At 70.6% G+C, this 17,868-nt stretch carries 15 protein-coding genes; 9 read left to right on the top strand and 6 right to left on the bottom strand.

Features of this window, described 5'->3' with window-relative positions:
• The first annotated feature begins 7 nt into the window (after positions 1-7).
• Genes FKR81_RS03495 through FKR81_RS03485 form a run of 3 tightly spaced genes read left to right on the top strand, consistent with a single transcriptional unit; the run spans position 8 to position 2,465 of the window.
• Positions 8-499, top strand: coding sequence for a cytochrome c maturation protein CcmE (locus FKR81_RS03495; protein ID WP_146349429.1), 492 nt, complete (start codon positions 8-10; stop codon positions 497-499).
• Complete coding sequence (locus tag FKR81_RS03490) at positions 499-1,191, top strand: response regulator transcription factor (RefSeq protein ID WP_146349428.1); 693 nt, start codon at positions 499-501, stop codon at positions 1,189-1,191. The genes FKR81_RS03495 and FKR81_RS03490 overlap by 1 nt, the downstream gene beginning before the upstream one ends.
• Positions 1,188-2,465, top strand: a complete 1,278-nt coding sequence (locus FKR81_RS03485) for a sensor histidine kinase (protein WP_146349427.1) — start codon at positions 1,188-1,190, stop codon at positions 2,463-2,465. Before FKR81_RS03490 ends, FKR81_RS03485 begins: the two co-directional genes overlap by 4 nt.
• A 42-nt stretch (positions 2,466-2,507) precedes the next feature.
• Here the strand turns inward: FKR81_RS03485 and FKR81_RS43280 are convergent, their stop codons facing one another.
• From FKR81_RS43280 to FKR81_RS03470, 4 genes are all read right to left on the bottom strand, one after another.
• Positions 2,508-2,654, bottom strand: a complete 147-nt coding sequence (locus tag FKR81_RS43280) for a hypothetical protein (RefSeq protein WP_186762737.1) — start codon at positions 2,652-2,654, stop codon at positions 2,508-2,510.
• Between the two features lie 120 nt (positions 2,655-2,774).
• On the bottom strand, positions 2,775-4,745 hold the full coding sequence (locus tag FKR81_RS03480; protein ID WP_146349426.1) for a putative bifunctional diguanylate cyclase/phosphodiesterase: 1,971 nt from the start codon (positions 4,743-4,745) through the stop codon (positions 2,775-2,777).
• A gap of 172 nt (positions 4,746-4,917) precedes the next feature.
• A complete protein-coding gene (locus tag FKR81_RS03475) occupies positions 4,918-5,976 on the bottom strand; it encodes a sugar ABC transporter substrate-binding protein (protein WP_146349425.1) in 1,059 nt (352 codons plus the stop codon).
• 132 nt (positions 5,977-6,108) lie between these two features.
• Positions 6,109-9,372, bottom strand: a complete 3,264-nt coding sequence (locus FKR81_RS03470) for an AfsR/SARP family transcriptional regulator (protein ID WP_146349424.1) — start codon at positions 9,370-9,372, stop codon at positions 6,109-6,111.
• Positions 9,373-9,484: 112 nt separating this feature from the next.
• Between FKR81_RS03470 and FKR81_RS03465 the strand changes: the two genes are divergently transcribed.
• On the top strand, positions 9,485-9,919 hold the full coding sequence (locus FKR81_RS03465) for a hypothetical protein (RefSeq protein ID WP_146349423.1): 435 nt from the start codon (positions 9,485-9,487) through the stop codon (positions 9,917-9,919).
• Between the two features lie 38 nt (positions 9,920-9,957).
• On the opposite strand, the gene FKR81_RS43275 is transcribed toward FKR81_RS03465, so the two are convergent.
• Positions 9,958-10,458, bottom strand: a complete 501-nt coding sequence (locus tag FKR81_RS43275; protein WP_186762736.1) for a hypothetical protein — start codon at positions 10,456-10,458, stop codon at positions 9,958-9,960.
• A gap of 86 nt (positions 10,459-10,544) precedes the next feature.
• On the opposite strand from FKR81_RS43275, the gene FKR81_RS03455 reads away from it, so the two are divergent.
• Genes FKR81_RS03455 through FKR81_RS03435 form a run of 5 tightly spaced genes read left to right on the top strand, consistent with a single transcriptional unit; the run spans position 10,545 to position 17,254 of the window.
• Positions 10,545-11,378 carry a helix-turn-helix domain-containing protein gene (locus FKR81_RS03455; protein ID WP_146349422.1) on the top strand — a complete coding sequence of 278 codons (834 nt, stop codon included), beginning with the start codon at positions 10,545-10,547 and terminating at the stop codon, positions 11,376-11,378.
• Positions 11,379-11,432: 54 nt separating this feature from the next.
• On the top strand, positions 11,433-12,755 hold the full coding sequence (locus FKR81_RS03450) for an FAD-binding oxidoreductase (protein WP_146349421.1): 1,323 nt from the start codon (positions 11,433-11,435) through the stop codon (positions 12,753-12,755).
• 13 nt (positions 12,756-12,768) lie between these two features.
• Entirely contained in the window at positions 12,769-13,374 is a 606-nt protein-coding gene (locus tag FKR81_RS03445; RefSeq protein WP_146349420.1) for a dihydrofolate reductase family protein, read from the top strand.
• Positions 13,371-14,291, top strand: coding sequence for an NAD-dependent epimerase/dehydratase family protein (locus FKR81_RS03440; RefSeq protein WP_146349419.1), 921 nt, complete (start codon positions 13,371-13,373; stop codon positions 14,289-14,291). The genes FKR81_RS03445 and FKR81_RS03440 overlap by 4 nt, the downstream gene beginning before the upstream one ends.
• Before the next feature lie 44 nt (positions 14,292-14,335).
• The gene (locus tag FKR81_RS03435) at positions 14,336-17,254 is read left to right on the top strand and encodes a tetratricopeptide repeat protein (protein WP_186762735.1); all 2,919 of its coding nucleotides are present in this window, start codon (positions 14,336-14,338) and stop codon (positions 17,252-17,254) included.
• Here the strand turns inward: FKR81_RS03435 and FKR81_RS03430 are convergent.
• Complete coding sequence (locus tag FKR81_RS03430; protein WP_146349417.1) at positions 17,251-17,817, bottom strand: DJ-1/PfpI family protein; 567 nt, start codon at positions 17,815-17,817, stop codon at positions 17,251-17,253. The two genes, FKR81_RS03435 and FKR81_RS03430, sit on opposite strands and share 4 nt — an antisense overlap.
• Positions 17,818-17,868 lie beyond the last annotated feature (51 nt).

The following is a 17,868-nucleotide window of genomic DNA, read 5'->3' as shown; positions in this document are numbered from 1 at the left end:
ATCGACGTTGAACCCCCTCGACCAACCGCTGAACCAGGGCGACATCACCACCGAGCTGAAGCAGGCGAAGAGCGGCATCGGCAGGACCACGATCATCCTCGGGGTCGCCGTGCTCGCCGTCGTCGCGTTCGTCGGCGGCATCCTGGTGCAGAAGTCCTTCGGCTCCACCGCCAACTCGGCACGCCAGAACGCGTCCGGCCGCCAGTTCCCGCAGCGGGGTGACGGCAGCACGCCGCCGTCGGGCGCCAATCGCGCGGGCGGTTTCGGCCGCGGCACGGTGGGCACGATCGACCACGTCGACGGCGCCACGATCTACGTGAAGACGCAGAACGGCACGGTCGTCAAGGTGTCCACTTCGGACAAGACCCGGGTTCAGGTGACTCAGGATGGGAAGCTGGGCGACCTCAAGGCGGGCACCCAGGTCGTCGTGCAGGGCCAGCAGGGCGACGACGGTTCGGTGACCGCGCAGACCGTCACGCAGCGGCCGCCGACCGGCTGATGCAGGATCGTGGCGTGGACCGCGGCCAGCTGCTCGTCGTCGAGGACGAGCCGAGCATCCGCGAACTGCTGTGCGCCAGCCTGCGGTTCGCGGGGTTCGCCGTGGACAGCGCGGCGACCGGCGGCGAGGCGCTGCGCGCGGTGTCGTCCCACGCGCCCGACCTGGTCCTGCTCGACGTGATGCTGCCCGACCGGGACGGCTTCGAGGTGCTGCGCCGCCTGCGGACGGCCGGAACGCAGGTGCCGGTGCTGTTCCTGACGGCCCGTGACGCGTCCGACGACAAGATCACCGGCCTGACCATCGGCGGCGACGACTACATCACCAAGCCGTTCAGCCTGGAGGAGGTCATCGCCCGCGTCACCGCGGTGCTGCGCCGCACCCGTCCCGATTTCACGGGTGAGCGGCTGCACTGCGCGGACCTGTCGCTCGACGTGGAGAGCCACGTCGTGCGGCGCGGCGACCGGATCGTCGACCTCTCGCCGACCGAGTTCAAGCTGCTGCACTACCTGCTGCGCAACACCGGCCGCGTGCTGTCCAAGGCGCAGATCCTCGACCAGGTGTGGAGCTACGACTTCGACGGCGAGGCCGGTGTCGTCGAGTCCTACATCTCCTACCTGCGCCGCAAGGTCGACACGGTGGAGCCGCGGCTGATCCACACCGTCCGCGGCATCGGGTACGTGCTCCGCCCATGACGCTGCGCCTGCGCCTGGTGATCGTGCTCGTGGCCCTCCTCGCCGCGGGCCTGTTCGGCACGTGGCTGGTCGGCTCGCAGGTGATGGAGCACTACCTGCTCGGCCAGCTCGACGCCCGGCTCGACCGCCTCGCGTCCGCGCCCCGCTGGGTCCCGACCCGCGACACGGTCGTGCTGCGGGACTCCTCCTCCGTCCTCTCCGGCACCGCCTTCGCGGGCCTGCCCGCCTACGGCACGCTGACGCCCGGTGAGCACGTCACGGTCGGCTCGTACCGGGTGCTGATGCGCCCGATCGGCGACGACGAGCTGATCGTCGCATTAGATCAGTCCGATGTGGACGCCGCCGTCGACGACCTGCGCATCACGTTCCTGTTGATCAGCCTCGGCGCGCTGGCACTGGTGGCTGGCCTGGGTTACGTGCTCGTGCGGTCGTCGACGCGGGCGCTCGAGGAGGTCGAGTCGGTGGCGCAGGAGATCGCCGCGGGCGACCTCTCCCGCCGAGTGCCCGTGCGCAGGCCGGGCAGCGAGGTCGGCAGGCTCGCGTCGGCGCTGAACGTGATGCTCGGCCAGATCGAGCAGGCGTTCGCCGTGCGCGTCCGCTCGGAGTCGCGCATGCGCCAGTTCGTCGCCGACGCGTCGCACGAGCTGCGCACCCCGCTGACGTCGATCCGCGGTTACGCGGAGCTCTACCGCCAGGGAGCCGCGGCCGACCCGGCTCTCGTGCTGCGGCGGATCGAGGACCAGGCGGCCAGGATGGGCCTGCTCGTCGAGGACCTGCTGCAACTGGCCCGCCTGGACTCCGACCGCCCGCTCGCGCTGTCGCCGGTCGACCTCGTCGTGCTGGTCGTGGACGCGGTGGAGGACGCCCGCGCCATCGCACCCGACCGGACCGTGTCGGTGCGGCTGCCGTCCGGGCCCGTCGTGGTGCTCGGCGACGAGGCCAGGCTGCGGCAGGTGCTGAGCAACCTGATCGACAACGCGGTGACGCACACACCCGGCAGCTCACCGATCGACGTCCGGCTGCTCGACACGGCGGTCGTCGAGGTGGCCGACCACGGGCCGGGGCTGGCGCCCGAGCAGGCCGAGCGCGTGTTCGAGCGGTTCTACCGGTCCGACTCCGCGCGGAGCCGGGAGAACGGCGGCACCGGCCTCGGTCTCGCGATCGTCGCGGCTCTCGTGGCGGCGCACGGAGGCCGGGTCGAGCTCGACACGGCGCCGGCCGAGGGCGCGGTGTTCCGCGTCGTGCTGCCGGGCGTTCGTGACGAGGACCACTGACGTCGTCTGCCCGATCGGCCAGTACTCCCGCCCGAAGGGACATCACGCGCTCGTGCTTGCCGCCCCGGTGCCGCGAGACGTGGTACCGATGATCACGCGCATCAGCTCAGCGGGCATCTTGCTCGCCCTCACCGCGTTGCTCTCGGCCTGCACCTGCCAGCACAACTCGGCACCCTTACCCACGAGCACCCGAGCTCGTCCACCGCGGCGACGCCACCTGCCTCGTCGTCATCCGCGTCCACCGGCGACGTCAACTGCAGCACGCTGGGCGGGAAGGTGGGACCGGTCGGCGGCACCCAGGTGCCGGAGTCACAGCTCAGCCAGTCGGGTGTGAGCTCGTGAGCCGTCCTGCTGGAGCCACGCCGCGAACTCGTCGGCGGGCAGCGGCTTGCTGAGGTAGAAGCCCTGGACGATGCCGCACCCCAGTTCGGCGAGGGCGGCCCACGTTTCGCCGTCCTCCACGCCCTCGGCGACGACCTGCAACTCGAAGGCGTGCGCGAGCTCGAGCAAGGTCCGCACGATCGCGTTGTTGCGGGGGTTCGAACACAGCTCGGTGACGAAGAGGCGGTCGAGCTTCATCTCGTGCACCCGCATGCTCTGCAGGTAGGCGATCGAGGAGTAGCCCGTGCCGAAGTCGTCGATGGAGAGCGACACACCGCTGTCGGCGAGCTCGCCGAGCACGAGGTTGGCGCGCGCGGGGTCGGCGACGATCGCGCTCTCGGTGATCTCCAGCGTGAGCATGTGCGGGGGCACCTGGTGGCGGTCGAGCAAGCCGGCGACCTGGTCGGGGAACGTCGGGTCGAGCAGGCACTGGGCGCCGACGTTGACCGAGACGGGCATGGTGCACCCGTCCATCAGCCAGGCGTGGCACTGGCGCAGCGCCGAGCTCAGCACGTACCTGGTCAACGATCCGATCAGACCGTTCTCCTCGGCCGCCGGGATGAACTCGCCGGGGCCGAGCAGTCCGCGCCGCGGATGCTGCCACCGGGCGAGCGCCTCCACGCCGCAGATCGCGCCGCTGCACGTCACGGCTTTCGGCTGGTAGTGCAGCACCAGCTCGCCGTGGTCGATCGCGCGGCGAAGCTCGCTGACCACCGCGAGCCGGGCGGTGGAGTGCTCGTCGAGGCTGGGCTCGTAGCGGGCCACCCCGAGGTGGTTGCGCTTGGCGGCGTACATCGCGATGTCGGCGTACTTGAGCAGCTCGTCGGCGTCCGTGGAGTCCAGCGGGTAGACGGCGATGCCGATGCTGCCGTCGACCTCCACGGACAGCCCGTCCAGATCGACCGGACCACCGAGCGCCGCGTGCATTCGCTCAGCCACCTCCGCCGCGCCCGTCACCGAGCTGATCCGCGGGAGCAGCACTGCGAACTCGTCGCCGCCCAGGCGCGCCACGGTGTCGTCCTGCCGCACCGCGTCCGCGAGGCGAGCCGCCACGCGCTGCAACAGCCGGTCGCCGCACACGTGCCCTAGCGTGTCGTTGACCTCCTTGAAGCGGTTGAGGTCCACCAGCAGCAGACCGACCGGTTCGCCGCTCCCCCGAGACCGCTCGATGGCCTCCTCGGTGCGTTGCGCCAGCAGCGTGCGGTTGGCCAGGCCGGTCAGCGCGTCGTGCAGCGCCTCGTGCTCGTTTCTGGCGACCTGCCGGAGGATCCTGCGCCGATAGCTGATCAGGACGGCCGCGCACAGGCCGACCAGGCCGAGGTTGAGGCCGAACGCGGCGAAGGTGGCGACCTGCAGGCCGCGGTTCTTCTGGTCGGCCTCGTCGAGGTACTCCGCCGTGTGCACGCGTTTGACCTGGATGATCGCGGACAGCTGCTTGCGCAGTGAGATCAGGGCGAGCTTCGCCTCGTCGCCCTGGAGCTCCAGCCTGCCGAGGTCCTGGCGGTCACCGGACGTGAGGATCTCCTGCTGGATCGTGGTGTAGGTCCGGTACAGCTCGCGCACCCGCGTGACCGTCGCGACGTCATCGGGCGCGCCGTGGGATTCCAGCCACGCCAGGTGTTCCAGCGCGGAGCCCGCAGCTGACGCGAGGGGTTGCCGCAGCACGTCGTTGCCGCGGGACCGGAGGTAGTCGCTCATCGCGTGGTCTTCCACGTCGACGCGCTGGAGTATCTGGTTCCACTGGTCGCTCACGTCGTTGAGCGCGTCGAGCCGCGACGTCGCCCGCTGCATGCTGATGTTGCCCCACAACGACAACCCGGTCAGGCCGATGAGTCCGAGGGCGAGGCCGACCACCGCTCCCCGTGCGATGCTCCGTGCCTCGAGCATCTTCGTCAGCATCGTGCCGCTCCGCCGTTAGAGGGCCTCCGTACTCCGATCCGTGATCGGAGATCGGGCTCAAACAATCTAGATAGCGCTTTCCCGCAGGTCAACGAAAATCATGGATCAAGCACAGATCGAACATCACGTCACCGAACCGGACGTGTCTCGTAACAGTCCGGTTCGGCGAACGTCAGTACCTGGCCTGGTCGAGTGGCCGCACGAGCTGGGCCGAACCGGTGATCTGCTGGGTCTGCGACCTCAACCACGCCTGCTTGTCGGTGTCCGAGGACTGGCGCCGCATGATCTCGTCCACATTGGACGAGGTGATCACCAGGCCGGGGGTGGCCAGCCACCCCTCCGGCAACGGCCGGGTGCCCTTGGCGTGCTCGGCCAGCAGCCACCCGGTCATGGCTCCCTTGAGGAGGTGCTCCGGGGACACCGCCGCGAACATGTGGCCGTCCTTGACGTTCTGCAGCACCTGTGACGCGATGCTGCACACTCCGGCCAACCAGGTGCCCTTGGTGCTGATGCGCACCTTGGCGATGTTGGCCGCATCGGTGTCACCGGTGCCCAGGAACGCGACGGCGTCCGGGTTGGCCGCGACGAGCAGCTGCCAGGCGGCCAGGTTGGACGCTTCCTCGCGCTGCGTGTCGAACGGCCCCAGCACCCGCACGTTCGGCAGTCGTTTGACGAACTCGTCGCGCATGCCCGTCGCCCGCTGGGCCAGCGCGGGGTGAGCCGGGATGTCGGCGCCGAGGACGACCTTGCCCGCGGTGTCCGGCGGCAGCCGCTTGATCGCCTCGGCGGCCAGCATCTTGCCGAGCTCGTAGTTGTCGTTCTCGACGAGCAGCTTCACCTGCGAGGACGGCAGGGGGCGCGCGGCCGACACGAGCAGCGGGATCCCGGCGGCGGACGCCTCGGCGAGCGGGCCCGCGAACATCGCCTGGTCCGAGGCCGACACCGCGATGCCGCCCTTCGCGCTGGCGGTCAGCTCCTTGAACATCTCGATCTGCTTGTACACGTCGTTCGTGGGCGGGCCGGTCACGTCGGTGTCGACGCCACCGGCGATCTGCGCACCGGCGTGGAAGCCCGCACCCATCTCCCGCGCGAAGTGGAACGTGTTGTTCGACAGCACGTAGCCGATCTTGGGGCGCTCTTCCGGCGCCCCCGCACATCCGCTCGCTCCGAGCGCGAGCACCAACTCGAACGACAAGGCCGCGGCCAAGACGAAGCGAGGAGAGCGTCTCATGATCACCTGATCCTGCTTGCCGGTGAAATCCTTGCGGCAGCACCGAACGGTGGCGCGAACGGACGAGAAGCACGCGCACGCTGTTGATCTCGTTTGGCGCTGAGCGGGCCGGAGCCTAGCAGGCGCCCGACCTCACCGGCTCACGGAATCGGCGACCGGCACGCCGATGTCGAGCAGGAGTGCGACCGCTTCCTGCCGGTAGCCGCGGCCGGCCGCGGTGTGCCGGAGCGCGTTGCCGAGCACCAGGAGTGCCTGGGCCTGGCCGAGGCGGTGGCCGGTGCCGCGGTGGACGGACAGGGCCCGGCGGGCGTGCCGGACGGCCCGGTCGGTGTCGTGCTGGGCGAGCTCGATCGCGGCGAGAACCGTGTGCGCCTTGCCCTCCAGCACGCGGTAGCCGACCTCACCGCTGATCACGAGTGCTCGGCGGGCGTGGTCGCGGGCCCGGTCGAGCTGGTCGAGGCACAGCCCCGCATCGGCCAGTCCGATGAGTGCCTCGGCCTCGGGGTACCGGGTCTCGGTCTCCTGCGCGACGCTCAGCGCGAGCCGGTACTGCTCGACGGCTCGACGGTGCCTGCCGAGCCGCAGGTGAATGGAGGCAACGGTGTTGAGCGCGTCCGCTTCGAGGCGTCGTTCGCCGGTCTCGCGGGTCATGGCCACCGCCGCGGTGGCGAGCTCGTCCGCGCGCGGGTAGTCGCCGCGGTCGCGGTGCACGGCGGCGAGAACGTCCAACGTGCCGGCTTCGTTGCTGCGGTCGCCGACCTCGCGGTGCAACGCCAGTGCGCGGGACAGGTGGTCGAGTGCGTCGTCGAACCGGCCGAGGTCGTGGCAGATCTTGCTGAGGTTGCACAGGTTGACCGCCTCCCCCATGCGCGTCCCGCACTCCCGGAACAGGGCGAGTCCTCTGCGCGAGTGGTCGGCGGCCTCGGCCAGCCGCCCCAGCTGGCGGTAGACGATGCCCAGGCTGTCGAGATTGGCGGCCTGGTTCGCGCGGCGGCCGGTCCGCTGGTCGAGAGCAAGAGCCTCCGCGAAGTTCTCGGCGGCGTCGGTCAACCGTCCCGACCACCAGCCCACGTTGCCCAGCTGGCTGAGCACCGTCGCCTGTCCTTCCAGCCAACCGATCCGCCGGGTCAACGCCAGCACCACCCCGTACTGCTCGGACGCCTGCCCGTACCGGCTCAGTCCACTGTGGAAGTTGCCGAGGCTGAGCCTGGACGCGGCCTGGGCGTGCAGGTCGCCCTCCGCCGTCGCGGCCGCCAGACCGGCTTGCGCGATGGTCAGCCAGTCGACGGTGTGCATGCCCGTCCACAGATAGCCGCGCAGGATGTCGGCCAGCAGCCATGCGACGCGCTTCGGCCCGTGCAGGGCGGTGTGCTTGACGATGGCGAGCACGTTGACCCGTTCCGCGTCCAGCCACGCCAGCGCCTCGTGGTGGCTCTCGAAACCGAGTGGACGGGTCGTGCTCGCGGCGGCGGGAAGTGGCAGCCGGAGCATCTCCGGATACAGCAATCGCGCCGCCGCGGCCCCTGTTTGCACGTACCAGTCATAGAAACGTTCGATGGCTGCTTCGCGTTCGGTCTCCGTTTCCTCGTGGAGGGCGTGTTCGGCCGCATACAGGCGAAGGAGGTCGTGCAGGCCGTACCGGCCGGGCGAGTGGTGGTCGACCAGGTGTGCGGCGGCCAGTCCGTTCAGCAGCGACGTCGCCCGCTCCGCAACGATGTCCGTCAGCGTCGCGGCGGATGCCGGGGTGAAGTCCACCACCGGTGCGGCCCCCAGCAGCCGGAACAACCGCTGGAGCTCGGGCGGCAGCCTGGCGCGGGAGAGGTCGAACGCACCGCGCACGGCGCTCTGCTCGTCGCCGTCGACCGCCAACGAGGTCAACCTGTCCCCCTCGCGCAACTCGGTCACGTAGTCGGCGATTCGGGGACGGGTGCCGTGGACGAGGTTGGCGGCGGCGATGCGCAGTGCCAGCGGCAGAAAGGCGCACAGCCTGGCGAGTTCCGCGGCGGCCTGCGGTTCGGCTTCGACGCGGTCGTGGCCGATGATGCTCGCCAACAGCTCCCGCGCTTCGGACGCGCTGAGGACGTCCAGGTCGAGGCTGACGGCACCCTCGCGGGCGGTCAGACCGGTCAGGCGGTGCCTGCTGGTGACGAGCACGAGGCAGCCGGGACTCGCCGGCAGCAGTGGACGGACCTGGTCCGCGCTGGCGGCGTTGTCCAGCAGCACCAGCACCCGCTGGTCCGCCAGCAGGCTGCGGAACCGGCCCGCTGCTTCCTCGACCTCGATCGGCACCTGATCGGCCGGAACCCCCAGCGAGCGCAGGAACCGCGCGAGCGCCTCGACGGGCGGCACCGGCGGGCCGGTGTCGTAGCCGCGGAGGTTGATGTGCAGCTGGCCGTCGGGAAACCGATCGCGGACGCGGTGCCCCCAGTGCACGGCGAGGGCGGTCTTCCCGATTCCCGCGGCTCCGGCGATCGCGGAGATCACCACCGCCCGAGCGGAGCGGGCACCGCCGGGCAGCAGGTCGTCCAGTGCGGCCAGCGACGCGGCTCGTCCGGTGAACGTCGCGACGTCAGCCGGCAGCTCCGCCGGGGACGACGGCCTCGGCGGCGCTACCCAGTCCAGAGCTGGGTCCTGGCGCAGGATAGCGCTTTCCAACTCGCGGAGAGCGCCGTCGGGTTCGATGCCGCGGTCTCCGGCCAGCAGTGCGTACGTCGTGCGGTAGACCTCCAGCGCTTCGGCCTGCCGTCCACTGCGGTACAGCGCCAGCATCCGGTGCGCCGACAACCGTTCCCGCAGCGGATGCTCGGCGACCAGCACCTCGAGCTCGCTCAAGAGTTCACCGTGCCTGCCGAGCCCGAGGTCCGCCTCGACGCGAGCCTCGATCGCCGCCTGCCGCAGCTGTTCCAGCCTGGCGCAGTGCGCTCTGGCCCAGGACTCCCCCGCCAGGTCGGCCAAGGCGGGGCCGCGCCACAACCCGAGCGCCGCCCGCAGCACCGAGGCTGCTTCGCCGGGATCACCGCCCTGCAACGACCTGCGGCCGTCGGCCAGCGCGCGTTCGAACCTGTCCGCGTCGACCTGGTCGGGTTCGACCTCCAGCTGATAACCCGACGGCCGGGTGATGAGCGGACCCGGCGTCGCAACACCGCAGTCCGTCAACGACTTCCGCAGGTGCGACACATATCCCCGCAACGTGCTCTCCGCCGCACGCGGCGGGTCACCGGCCCACAACGCGTCGACCAGGCGATCGACCGGCACCACCTGTCCCGCGTTCAACAGCAGCAGGGCCAGCACCGAACGCTGACGCGGCCCGCCCAGCCGCACCGCCCTGGCACCCACCATCACTTCGAACGGTCCCAACACGTTGAGCTCGAGACGTTCCTCCGGCACGTGGCGCACGAACCCACGCTATCGACACATTCGTCGTGAGTTCCAACAGATCTCCAACCGCTCTCCAAGATCTACATGATCACCTTGCGCCGCTCGACTCAGGCGATTTGGGAGGAATCAAGTGAAACTACGAGCATTCGCGGTCGCGGTGTCCGTGCTGGCGCTGGTCGCACTGGCCGGAACCGGTGTGGCGGCAGCACAACCCACCATCCCGGGTGAGGTGTCGACGCAGTCCGCGGCGTTCAGTCAGCCACCCCAGTTCACCGGCTACTTCCAGTGCTTCAACGGCCACGTGTTCGCCGACTTCACCGACCCCGACGGCGACGACACCCGGCTCAACGCCACGCTCGCGGTCTGGAGAGCCAGTGCCGGAGGCTGGACCCTGCACCCGATGACCAACACCGGCGACACCGTGCACGGCGTCTTCTTCTTCATCAAGTTGTCCGACCACGGAATCAACGCGGCGGACGTCGACTGGTACGCGGTCGGCGCAACCGACCAGGCGGGCGACTGGTCCGGCTGGAGCATGGCGGATCGCAACTGCAAGCTCCTGTAACGGAATCCGGCACCCAGGCCGAGCTCTCGGCCTGGGTGCTAGTCGAACACGAGCCCGAGCTCCTCGCTCAGCCGCCGCGCCTGCTCGGCGGACGCGAGCACGTACACGCTGTCGTCACCGGACTCCTGCTGCGGCATCGAGTGGAACGTCCGCTCGTCGTCCGGTTCCAGCAGGTGCACGAACTCGAAGCACGCCAGATGGTCGAGGTAGGCGTCGGACAGGTGCTCGACGTGCCACGACACCGGCTCGCCGTCCCGCCGCCAGTGCAGCTCGCCGCCGTCGAGGCGGATGTCGTGAATCCGCACGCCGGCGACCCGGCCCGCGTCCTGCAGGACGCTCCGATAGCTCTCCTCGAGGTCGTCGACGTCGTAGCCGGGCACGACGAACGCCACCCCAAGATCGGCGAGCGTCTCACCGATCTCGTCGTCCTCGACGGGCTGGTCGACGTCCGCCCCCGCCACCCTCGCGCTCGCCTCCTCGAAGGAGAGCACGCCCACCTCGACGAGAACCTGTGCGATACCGCGGTAACTGTTCCCCACGCGGGAATTCTGACAGCCCGCCGATCACCGCGTCCCGGAAACGGATCACGTCACGCGGCGGTGCACCGCGTGCGAGGATGACCGCGATGGCGTCATACGTCGAACGCCCGCCGGTGCCGGAGTTGGCAGGGGTGGTGCGAACAGTCTGGATCCAGCGCACAGGTGAGGCGCCGTACGTGCAACGGCACCTGCCGACGGGCGGGGTCGAGATCCACTTCCCGATCGGTGGTGATCCCCAGCTGGTCGGTCCGCTGACCGGTCCGGAGATCGAGGTCATTCCGGCGCACACCACCGTCGTGGGTGTGCGGTTCCAGCCGGGGACGGCGCCGCCCCTCCCGGCGGTGCTGGACGACCTGGTGGACCAGCGCCTGGGTCTGGCGGAGCTGTGGCGCGGTTCGGCGGACCGGCTCGTGGAGACGATGGCCGTGGCCGCGACGCCCGAGCGGGCGCTCATGCTGTTGCAGACCCACCTCCTGCGGGAGTTCCGGAGTTCGGTCCGGGTGGATCCGCTGGTGGGGGAAGCCGTGCGGGCGCTGATGCCGTGGCACCCGGTCAGCATCGACGCGCTGGCCACCCACCTGGCGCTCTCGGCGAGCCAGCTGCGCCGCCGTTGCCTGCACGCGGTGGGGATGACTCCCAAGGTTCTCCAGCGGACGTTGCGGTTCCAGGGCTTCCTCGCGCTGGCCCAGGCAGGCGCCACCGCCTCGGGCCGCCGTGGTGCGGACGGCATGGCGGGACTGGCGGTCGACCTGGGCTACGCCGACCAAGCGCACCTCAGCCGGGAGTGCCTGCGCCTGACCGGACTCACCCCGCGCCAGCTCCTCGGCGGCGACATCGACCGATGCGCCTGCGGTCACGAGCACTCCGCCTCCTACCAGCCGTTCCTCGCCACCCGCGGCAGGCCGCCGCTGCGGCTCTGACCCTGCGCGATTCGTTCAAGACCCCGGCGGCACACCGCTCGTAGGTTCGACGTCGTGACCGATCTGACCGCGTTCCGCACCTCGCTCGACGGTGAGGTGTTCAGCCCTGACTCGGCGGGCTACGAAGCGATCCGCCGGCCGGTCAACCCCAGGTACGCCGGGGTGCGTCCCCGGCTCGTGGTCCGGTGCCGTTCGGTCTCGGACGTCGCCCGCGCCGTGACGTACGCGGCGGCCACCGGGGACCGCATCGTCCCTCGTGGCGGCGGCCACTGCTTCGCGGGTCGGTCGTCGACGGACGGGATCGTGCTCGACACGTCCGGCCTCGACGGCATCTCCGTGGCGGAAGACGGGATCGCCACGATCGGAGCCGGTGCCCGCCAGGGACGGGTGTACGCGGCGCTGCACGCGTCCGGCCGGACCCTGCCCGCCGGGTGCGGCCCCACCGTCGGCATCGCGGGCCTCACCCTCGGCGGTGGGATCGGCCTGCTCGGGCGCGGGCACGGGCTGACCTGCGACCGCCTCGTCGGCGCGCAGGTCGTGCTGGCGGACGGCAGCGTCGTGGAGTGCGACCACGACCGCCAACCGGACCTGTTCTGGGGTCTGCGCGGCGCGGGCGGCGGCCAGTTCGGCGTGGTCACGTCACTGCGGTTCGACACCGTCCCCGAGCCGATCACCACCCGCGTCGAGGCGCACTGGTCGGACGTCGATGCCGAACGACTGGTCTCCGCCTGGCAGGACTGGGCACCGGACGCCCCGGACGAGCTCACCGCCGACCTCACCCTGGTGGCCGAGCCCGGCGCGCCGGTCCAGGTGACCCTCTTCGGCGCTTCCACCGCCGGCGAGCGACCGACCTGGGAGCTGCTGCGGGAGTTCATCGATCAGGCTGGCGCGGCTCCCGCGATCGAGTTGCGCGCCGACCTGCCGTACCACCATCTGAAGGGCACCTTCGCCGACTCGCCGGACGTACCCGAACGCGCCCTGCGGTTCAGGTCGGAGTTCTTCTCCCGCTCGATGGCCGAGGGCACCCTCACGTCGCTGCTGGCCCAGCTCGCCGACCCGAGGACCACGGGCCGGCGGGAGATCACCTTCATCGCGATGGGCGGGGCGTACAACAGGGTCGCCGAGGACGCCACGGCGTTCGCCCATCGCGGCGAACGCTTCCTGCTGCAGCACATCGCCGGCGCGGCCGACCCCTGGATCGACCGCTCCTGGGCGACCGCCCACGCCGACGGGTCGGGGCGCGTCTACCCCAACTTCCCCGACCCCGAGCTCGACGACTGGGCCGCGGCGTACCACGCGGGCAACCACCCCCGGCTGGTCGCGGTGAAGAGAGCCTACGACCCGCACCGGTTCTTCGACTTCCCCCAAGCCATCTGAGCGAAGGAGAGCAATGAGCAAGGTCATCGCCGCCCACGCCGTCTCGGTCGACGGCTACATCAGCGGTCGCACGCCCGACGGCGAGGAGGAGTTCGGACGCGGTCTCGGTGACGCTCCCATGCTCTTCGACTGGTACTTCAACGGGGACACGCCGAGCCGGGTGTTCGACGGGTTCAAGCTCAGCGAGCCCAGCGCCCGGTTCTTCGACGCACTCGCCGCGCGCGACGGAGCGGCGGTCGCGGGGCGCACCACCTACGAGCACTCCAGCCGCTTCGGCGGCGGCAGCCCGCACCCGACGGCACCGCTCGTCGTACTCAGCCACGGGCCCTTGCCCGAAATCAGCGACGCGCAGACCCTCGTCACCACCGGCATCGAGGACGCCATCGCCGCGGCCCGGAAGATCGCAGGCGACAAGGACATCGGCCTGATGGGTGGCGGTGTGGCCACCGAGGCGCTCAAGGCCGGGCTCGTCGACGAGCTCGTCCTCCACCAGGTCCCCGTCCTGCTGGGCGGCGGCCGCAGGTTCTTCAACGAGCTCCCGGAACACGTGCATCTCCGTCTGCTGCAGGCGATCCCGGCACCCGGCGTGACGCACCTCCACTACGAGGTGATCCGATGATCCTCGTCACCGGCGGGCTCGGCATGATCGGCGCCCACACCGCACGCGCGCTCATCGACCTCGGACACGACGTCGTCGTCACCGCACACCGTCGCGGTGAGATCCCGTCGTTCCTCGTCGGCAAGGTCACCGTGGAATCGCTCGACGTCACCGACCGGGATGCCTTCCTGGCGCTCGGCGAGCGCCACGACATCAGCGACATCGTCCACCTCGCGGGCAGCATCCCCGGCTCCGACCCGGTCCGCTTCTTCCGCACGGACACGACCGGTCTGCTCAACGCTCTGGACGCCGCCGGCGCCTGGCGCGTCCGCAGGTTCGCCGTCGCCAGCAGCCTCGGCGTCTACATCGGCCGGTCCGAGAACCCGTGGCACGAGGACCTCGCGCTGCCGACCGCGGCGCTGCCGCACCTGATCATCGCCTTCAAGAAGGCCGTCGAACCACTGACCACGCACAGCCTCCAGGGCAGCGGCGTCCAGCCGGTCGTGCTCAGGATCGGGACCATCTGGGGACCCCTCGTCGATCCGGAGTCGCCGTTCTTCCACATCCCGCCGTACATCAGCTCCGTGCTCCGCGGTGAGCAGCCGCGGCCGCTGCACGCCGACGACGGCGGTGACTGCTGCTACGCACCCGACGCCGGGCGCGCGATCGCACTCCTCACCACCGCGCGGACCCTGCGGCACGACACCTACAACGTCTCCAGCGGCCGGCCGTTCACCAACCGCGAGTTCGCGGACGCGCTGCGGACGATCAACCCCGGCGTGCAGCTCGATCTGCTGCCCGGACGGCAGAATGGCCCTGGCGACGACCCTTACCTCGACATCACCCGGCTTCGCCGCGACACCGGCTTCGCGCCGGCTTTCGACGTCGCGGCGGCGGTCGCCGACTACGTCACGTGGCGCGCCGACAACCCTCGCTGAGCAGCCCGCGGAAATGTATGCACGCGGTCGCTACCCTGCCGCGGGTGTCTCGATCTTCCTTTGTGGACCCGAACCTCGGTCTTGCCGTCCTCCAGTCCCTGATCAGCGAGAAGGTGGTGACCGCACCGGACTGGGAGGCGGTGACGGCGGCGCATCCGCCAACCCGCAGCCACCCCAACGAGCCCGCGCGGGCCGCGCTGCTGGACGTTCTGGCCGGGTACTCGGCGGACGTGTCGGGCCTGACCCGCCTGCGGCTGAACAGGTGGACGTACGCCATGACGTCGGCCTGCTCCGGCCAGTACTCGTCCGGCTTCGGCCAGGTCTTCGACCTGACGTCGCTGGCAGGCATCGAGCTGTGCCCTGAGCTCCGGTCCATCGAGGTGGCGTCGGCGTTCCGGGTGGCCGACCTGGAGCCGCTGACCGGACTGGGGCACCTGGAGTCCATCAGCATCGAACACGCCCCGGACGTGACCGACTGGAGTCCGCTGCTGCGCATCCCGGCGCTGCGCAGGGTGACGGCGCCGGTCGACGCCGAGGTGGCGGCGCAACTCGTCGAGCGCGGCGTGGAGGTGTCCCGACCCGGTTGGCTGGCCCCGCTGATGGCGCACCCCGGCTGGCCCGCGGATCCGGTGCAGGCCGCGAAGCTGCTGAGGGTGCCCGCTGCCGACGGCGAGCACACGTCGGATCCGTTCCCGGACGACAACCTCGGGCTCGCCGTCCTCCATTCGCTGATCATCGAAGGGCGGGTGTCCACACCCGACTGGGGTGCGCTGAAGGCGGCGAACGCCGACTTGGACGACGACGACGAGTACGACGAAGACGAGGACTACGACAGCGACTACGAGCTCAACACCGGTGTCCTCATCGACGTCCTCGGCCTGCTCGCCGAGCAACGAGCCCTGTTTCCGGACCTGACGGAACTCACCTGGGAGGCGGCGCAGGACATCCAGTTCGCCTGCTACACCTACTGGAACGGCGAGTGCGACACGTTCCACCTCAAGTCGCTGGCCGGCATCGAGCAGTGCTTCGGCCTGCGCTCACTCGACCTGGAGCTGTTCGGCGTCGCGGACCTGGAACCGCTGACCCGGCTGCCGCGGTTGGAGAAGGTCCAGATCGACTACGCCCCGAACGTGACCGACTGGAGTCCGCTGCTGCGGATTCCGACCCTGCGCGTGGTGAAGGCATCGCTGGACGAGGCCACCGCGGCGGAGTTGCTCAGCCGGGGTGTGCGGGTATTGGACGACTTCGGTCTGCTCGTGGGCACCGCGGATCCCCGGCTGGCGGAGCTCCGCCTGAGCAGGCTCGAAGCCGGTCTGCTCCACAAGGAGCCCGACGACCAGCAGGAGTGGATCCGGGTCCACGACCGGATCGACGCGCCCGCCGACATCGACACCGCCGAGGCGGTCGTGGTGGCGCGGTACCGGCTGGCCGAGGAAGGCGCGGAACCGCGGCTCGCCGACGCGTTGGTGCGGCTCGGCACCATGCAGGCCGCGCGGGAGCACTGGTACGCCGCCGAGCCCGCGCTGCGACAGGCGATCGAGATCCTCCGCCGGCTGACGGAAGCTGATCAGGTCACCCGCGGTCCGGAACTCGGTGCGGCGCTGGAGGCGCTCGGCGAGCAGTACTGGCTGCGGGACGAGGCATGGGGTGAGGCCATCGCGGTGTACCGCGGGCTGGCCGACATCGACCTCCCGCGGTTCGGCCCGCGGCTCGCCGACCTGTGCGGCAGGCTGGCGGCCGGCCGCACGACGGCGTTCGCCCTCGAGCGCGTGGAGGTGCTGCGCCGACTGGTCGCCGCCGATCCCGAGTACACCGCAGACCTCGCCGCCTCCTGCGACGCGTTGTCCGAGGTGATCAGAACGTCCAGCCGCGACGACGAGACGATGGCCGCCCATAGCGAACTGCTGGCGACGTACCGGTCGCTGGCCGACGCCGACCCGGACGGCGACCACACCAAGCTGGTCGACGAACTGCTCCGGCTCGCCCAGTGGCTGACCCCTCAGGGCCGCAACGAGGAGGCCCTGGCCGCGCAGACGGAAGCGGCGGCCGTCTGCCAGCGGCTGGCCGACCGCGACTTCGCCCGGCACGCGGGCACCCTCCGCTCGGTACTGGCCCGCCTCGGCGTCATGTTGAGCGAGTTCGGCCACCCCGACGAGGCGCTGGCCACCCAGGAACGGGTGGTCGCGGTCTGCCGGCGCAACGACTCCACTGAACCGGACACCGAACTCGACCAGGCCCTGCACACTCTCGCCAACCGGCTGACCGATGTGGGCCGCCACCAGGACGCGCTCGCCGTCCAGGAGCACCGGGTGACCACCCATCGGGAGTGCGCGAACGACCAGAACGATCTCGCGTCCGCGTTGACGGCGTACGGCCGCTGCCTGGCGCACCTGGGGCGTGCCGACGACGCGATGGCTGCCTGGCAGGACTCGCTGGCGATCTGGCGGCGGCTGGCGGAGCTCGAACCTGATCGGTACCGCGACAACCTGGTGTCGGCCTTGATCAGCGTCAGCGTGGGCCTGGGCGAGCTGGGGCGCGAGGATGACGCGCTCCCGTTCAAGGTCGAGGTGGTGGACATCCTCGACCAGCCGGAGCAGGACTCACCCGGAGTGCTCGGTCTGGCGCTGAACAACCTCGCCTGCGGACTGTCCGACCTCGGCAGGCACGACGAGGCGCTGCCGACGAGCACCCGCGCGGTGACGGTGCTGCGCGGGGAGGAGGGCGCGGCGTCGCCGAACAGGTTCACGCTGGCACTCGCGCTGGCCAGTGCCGCCGAGGTCCGCCTGGCGGCGCGGCGCGATCTCGACGCCGCACTCGACTCGGTGACCGAGGCGGTGACGATGTACGAGGAGTTCGCCGTCCGCTGGCCGGGCCGGTTCAGCACAGGCCTGGCCGAGCGCCGCGCCACCCTGGCCGGTGTGCTCGACGCGCTCGGACGTGGCGAACCGGTCGGTCAGCGCTAGTACTGGATGTACCGCTTGATCGAGGCGGCGCGCTCGGCACCGGCGAAGCGGGACACCAGGTGCAGGGCCATGTCGATGCCCGCGGACACGCCGGCAGCGGTGATGACGTCGCCGTCGTCGACGAAGCGGTCGTCCTCGCGGACCTCGATGGTGGGGTCGATGACCTCGAGGAACTCCAGCGTCGACCAGTGCGACGTCGCCGGGCGGCCGGACAGCAGCCCGGCGGCGGCGTACACCAGGGAGCCCGTGCACACGCTGGTCATCAGCGACGCCGTGGCGCGCTGCGCGCGCACCCAGTCGAGGTGCTCCTCGTCCTTCACCAGCAGTTCGGTGCCCTCACCGCCGGGGTGGACCACCACGTCCCACGCGGGCGCGTCCGCGAACGAGTGCTGCGGAGCAAGGGGCATGCCCTTCGCGCACGTCACGGGCTCGCCGTCGCGGGAAACAGTGGCCACGCGGTAGCCGTCGGCCGGATGCTGCTGCGTCCACGCGGCGAGCACCTCCCACGGGCCCACCACGTCGAGCTCCTCCACGCCGTCGAACAACAGGATGCCGATGTTCATGCCGGACAGGATGCCGCCGAGCGGTTACGTAACCGGATGAGAACCGGGCGT

The sequence above is a fragment of the Lentzea tibetensis genome (assembly GCF_007845675.1).
GTDB classification, from domain to species: domain Bacteria; phylum Actinomycetota; class Actinomycetes; order Mycobacteriales; family Pseudonocardiaceae; genus Lentzea; species Lentzea tibetensis.
The sequence above is the reverse complement of the archived record's forward strand: the minus strand, read 5'-3'. Positions and strand labels throughout refer to the sequence as shown.

Coding starts and splice junctions, on each gene's coding strand:
- FKR81_RS03490 (WP_146349428.1), top strand. CDS start 499: ATGCAGGATCGTGGCGTGGACCGCGGCCAGCTGCTCGTCGTCGAGGAC.
- FKR81_RS03480 (WP_146349426.1), bottom strand. CDS start 4,745: ATGCTGACGAAGATGCTCGAGGCACGGAGCATCGCACGGGGAGCGGTG.
- FKR81_RS03440 (WP_146349419.1), top strand. CDS start 13,371: ATGATCCTCGTCACCGGCGGGCTCGGCATGATCGGCGCCCACACCGCA.
- FKR81_RS03485 (WP_146349427.1), top strand. CDS start 1,188: ATGACGCTGCGCCTGCGCCTGGTGATCGTGCTCGTGGCCCTCCTCGCC.
- FKR81_RS03430 (WP_146349417.1), bottom strand. CDS start 17,817: ATGAACATCGGCATCCTGTTGTTCGACGGCGTGGAGGAGCTCGACGTG.
- FKR81_RS03455 (WP_146349422.1), top strand. CDS start 10,545: ATGGCGTCATACGTCGAACGCCCGCCGGTGCCGGAGTTGGCAGGGGTG.
- FKR81_RS03475 (WP_146349425.1), bottom strand. CDS start 5,976: ATGAGACGCTCTCCTCGCTTCGTCTTGGCCGCGGCCTTGTCGTTCGAG.
- FKR81_RS03445 (WP_146349420.1), top strand. CDS start 12,769: ATGAGCAAGGTCATCGCCGCCCACGCCGTCTCGGTCGACGGCTACATC.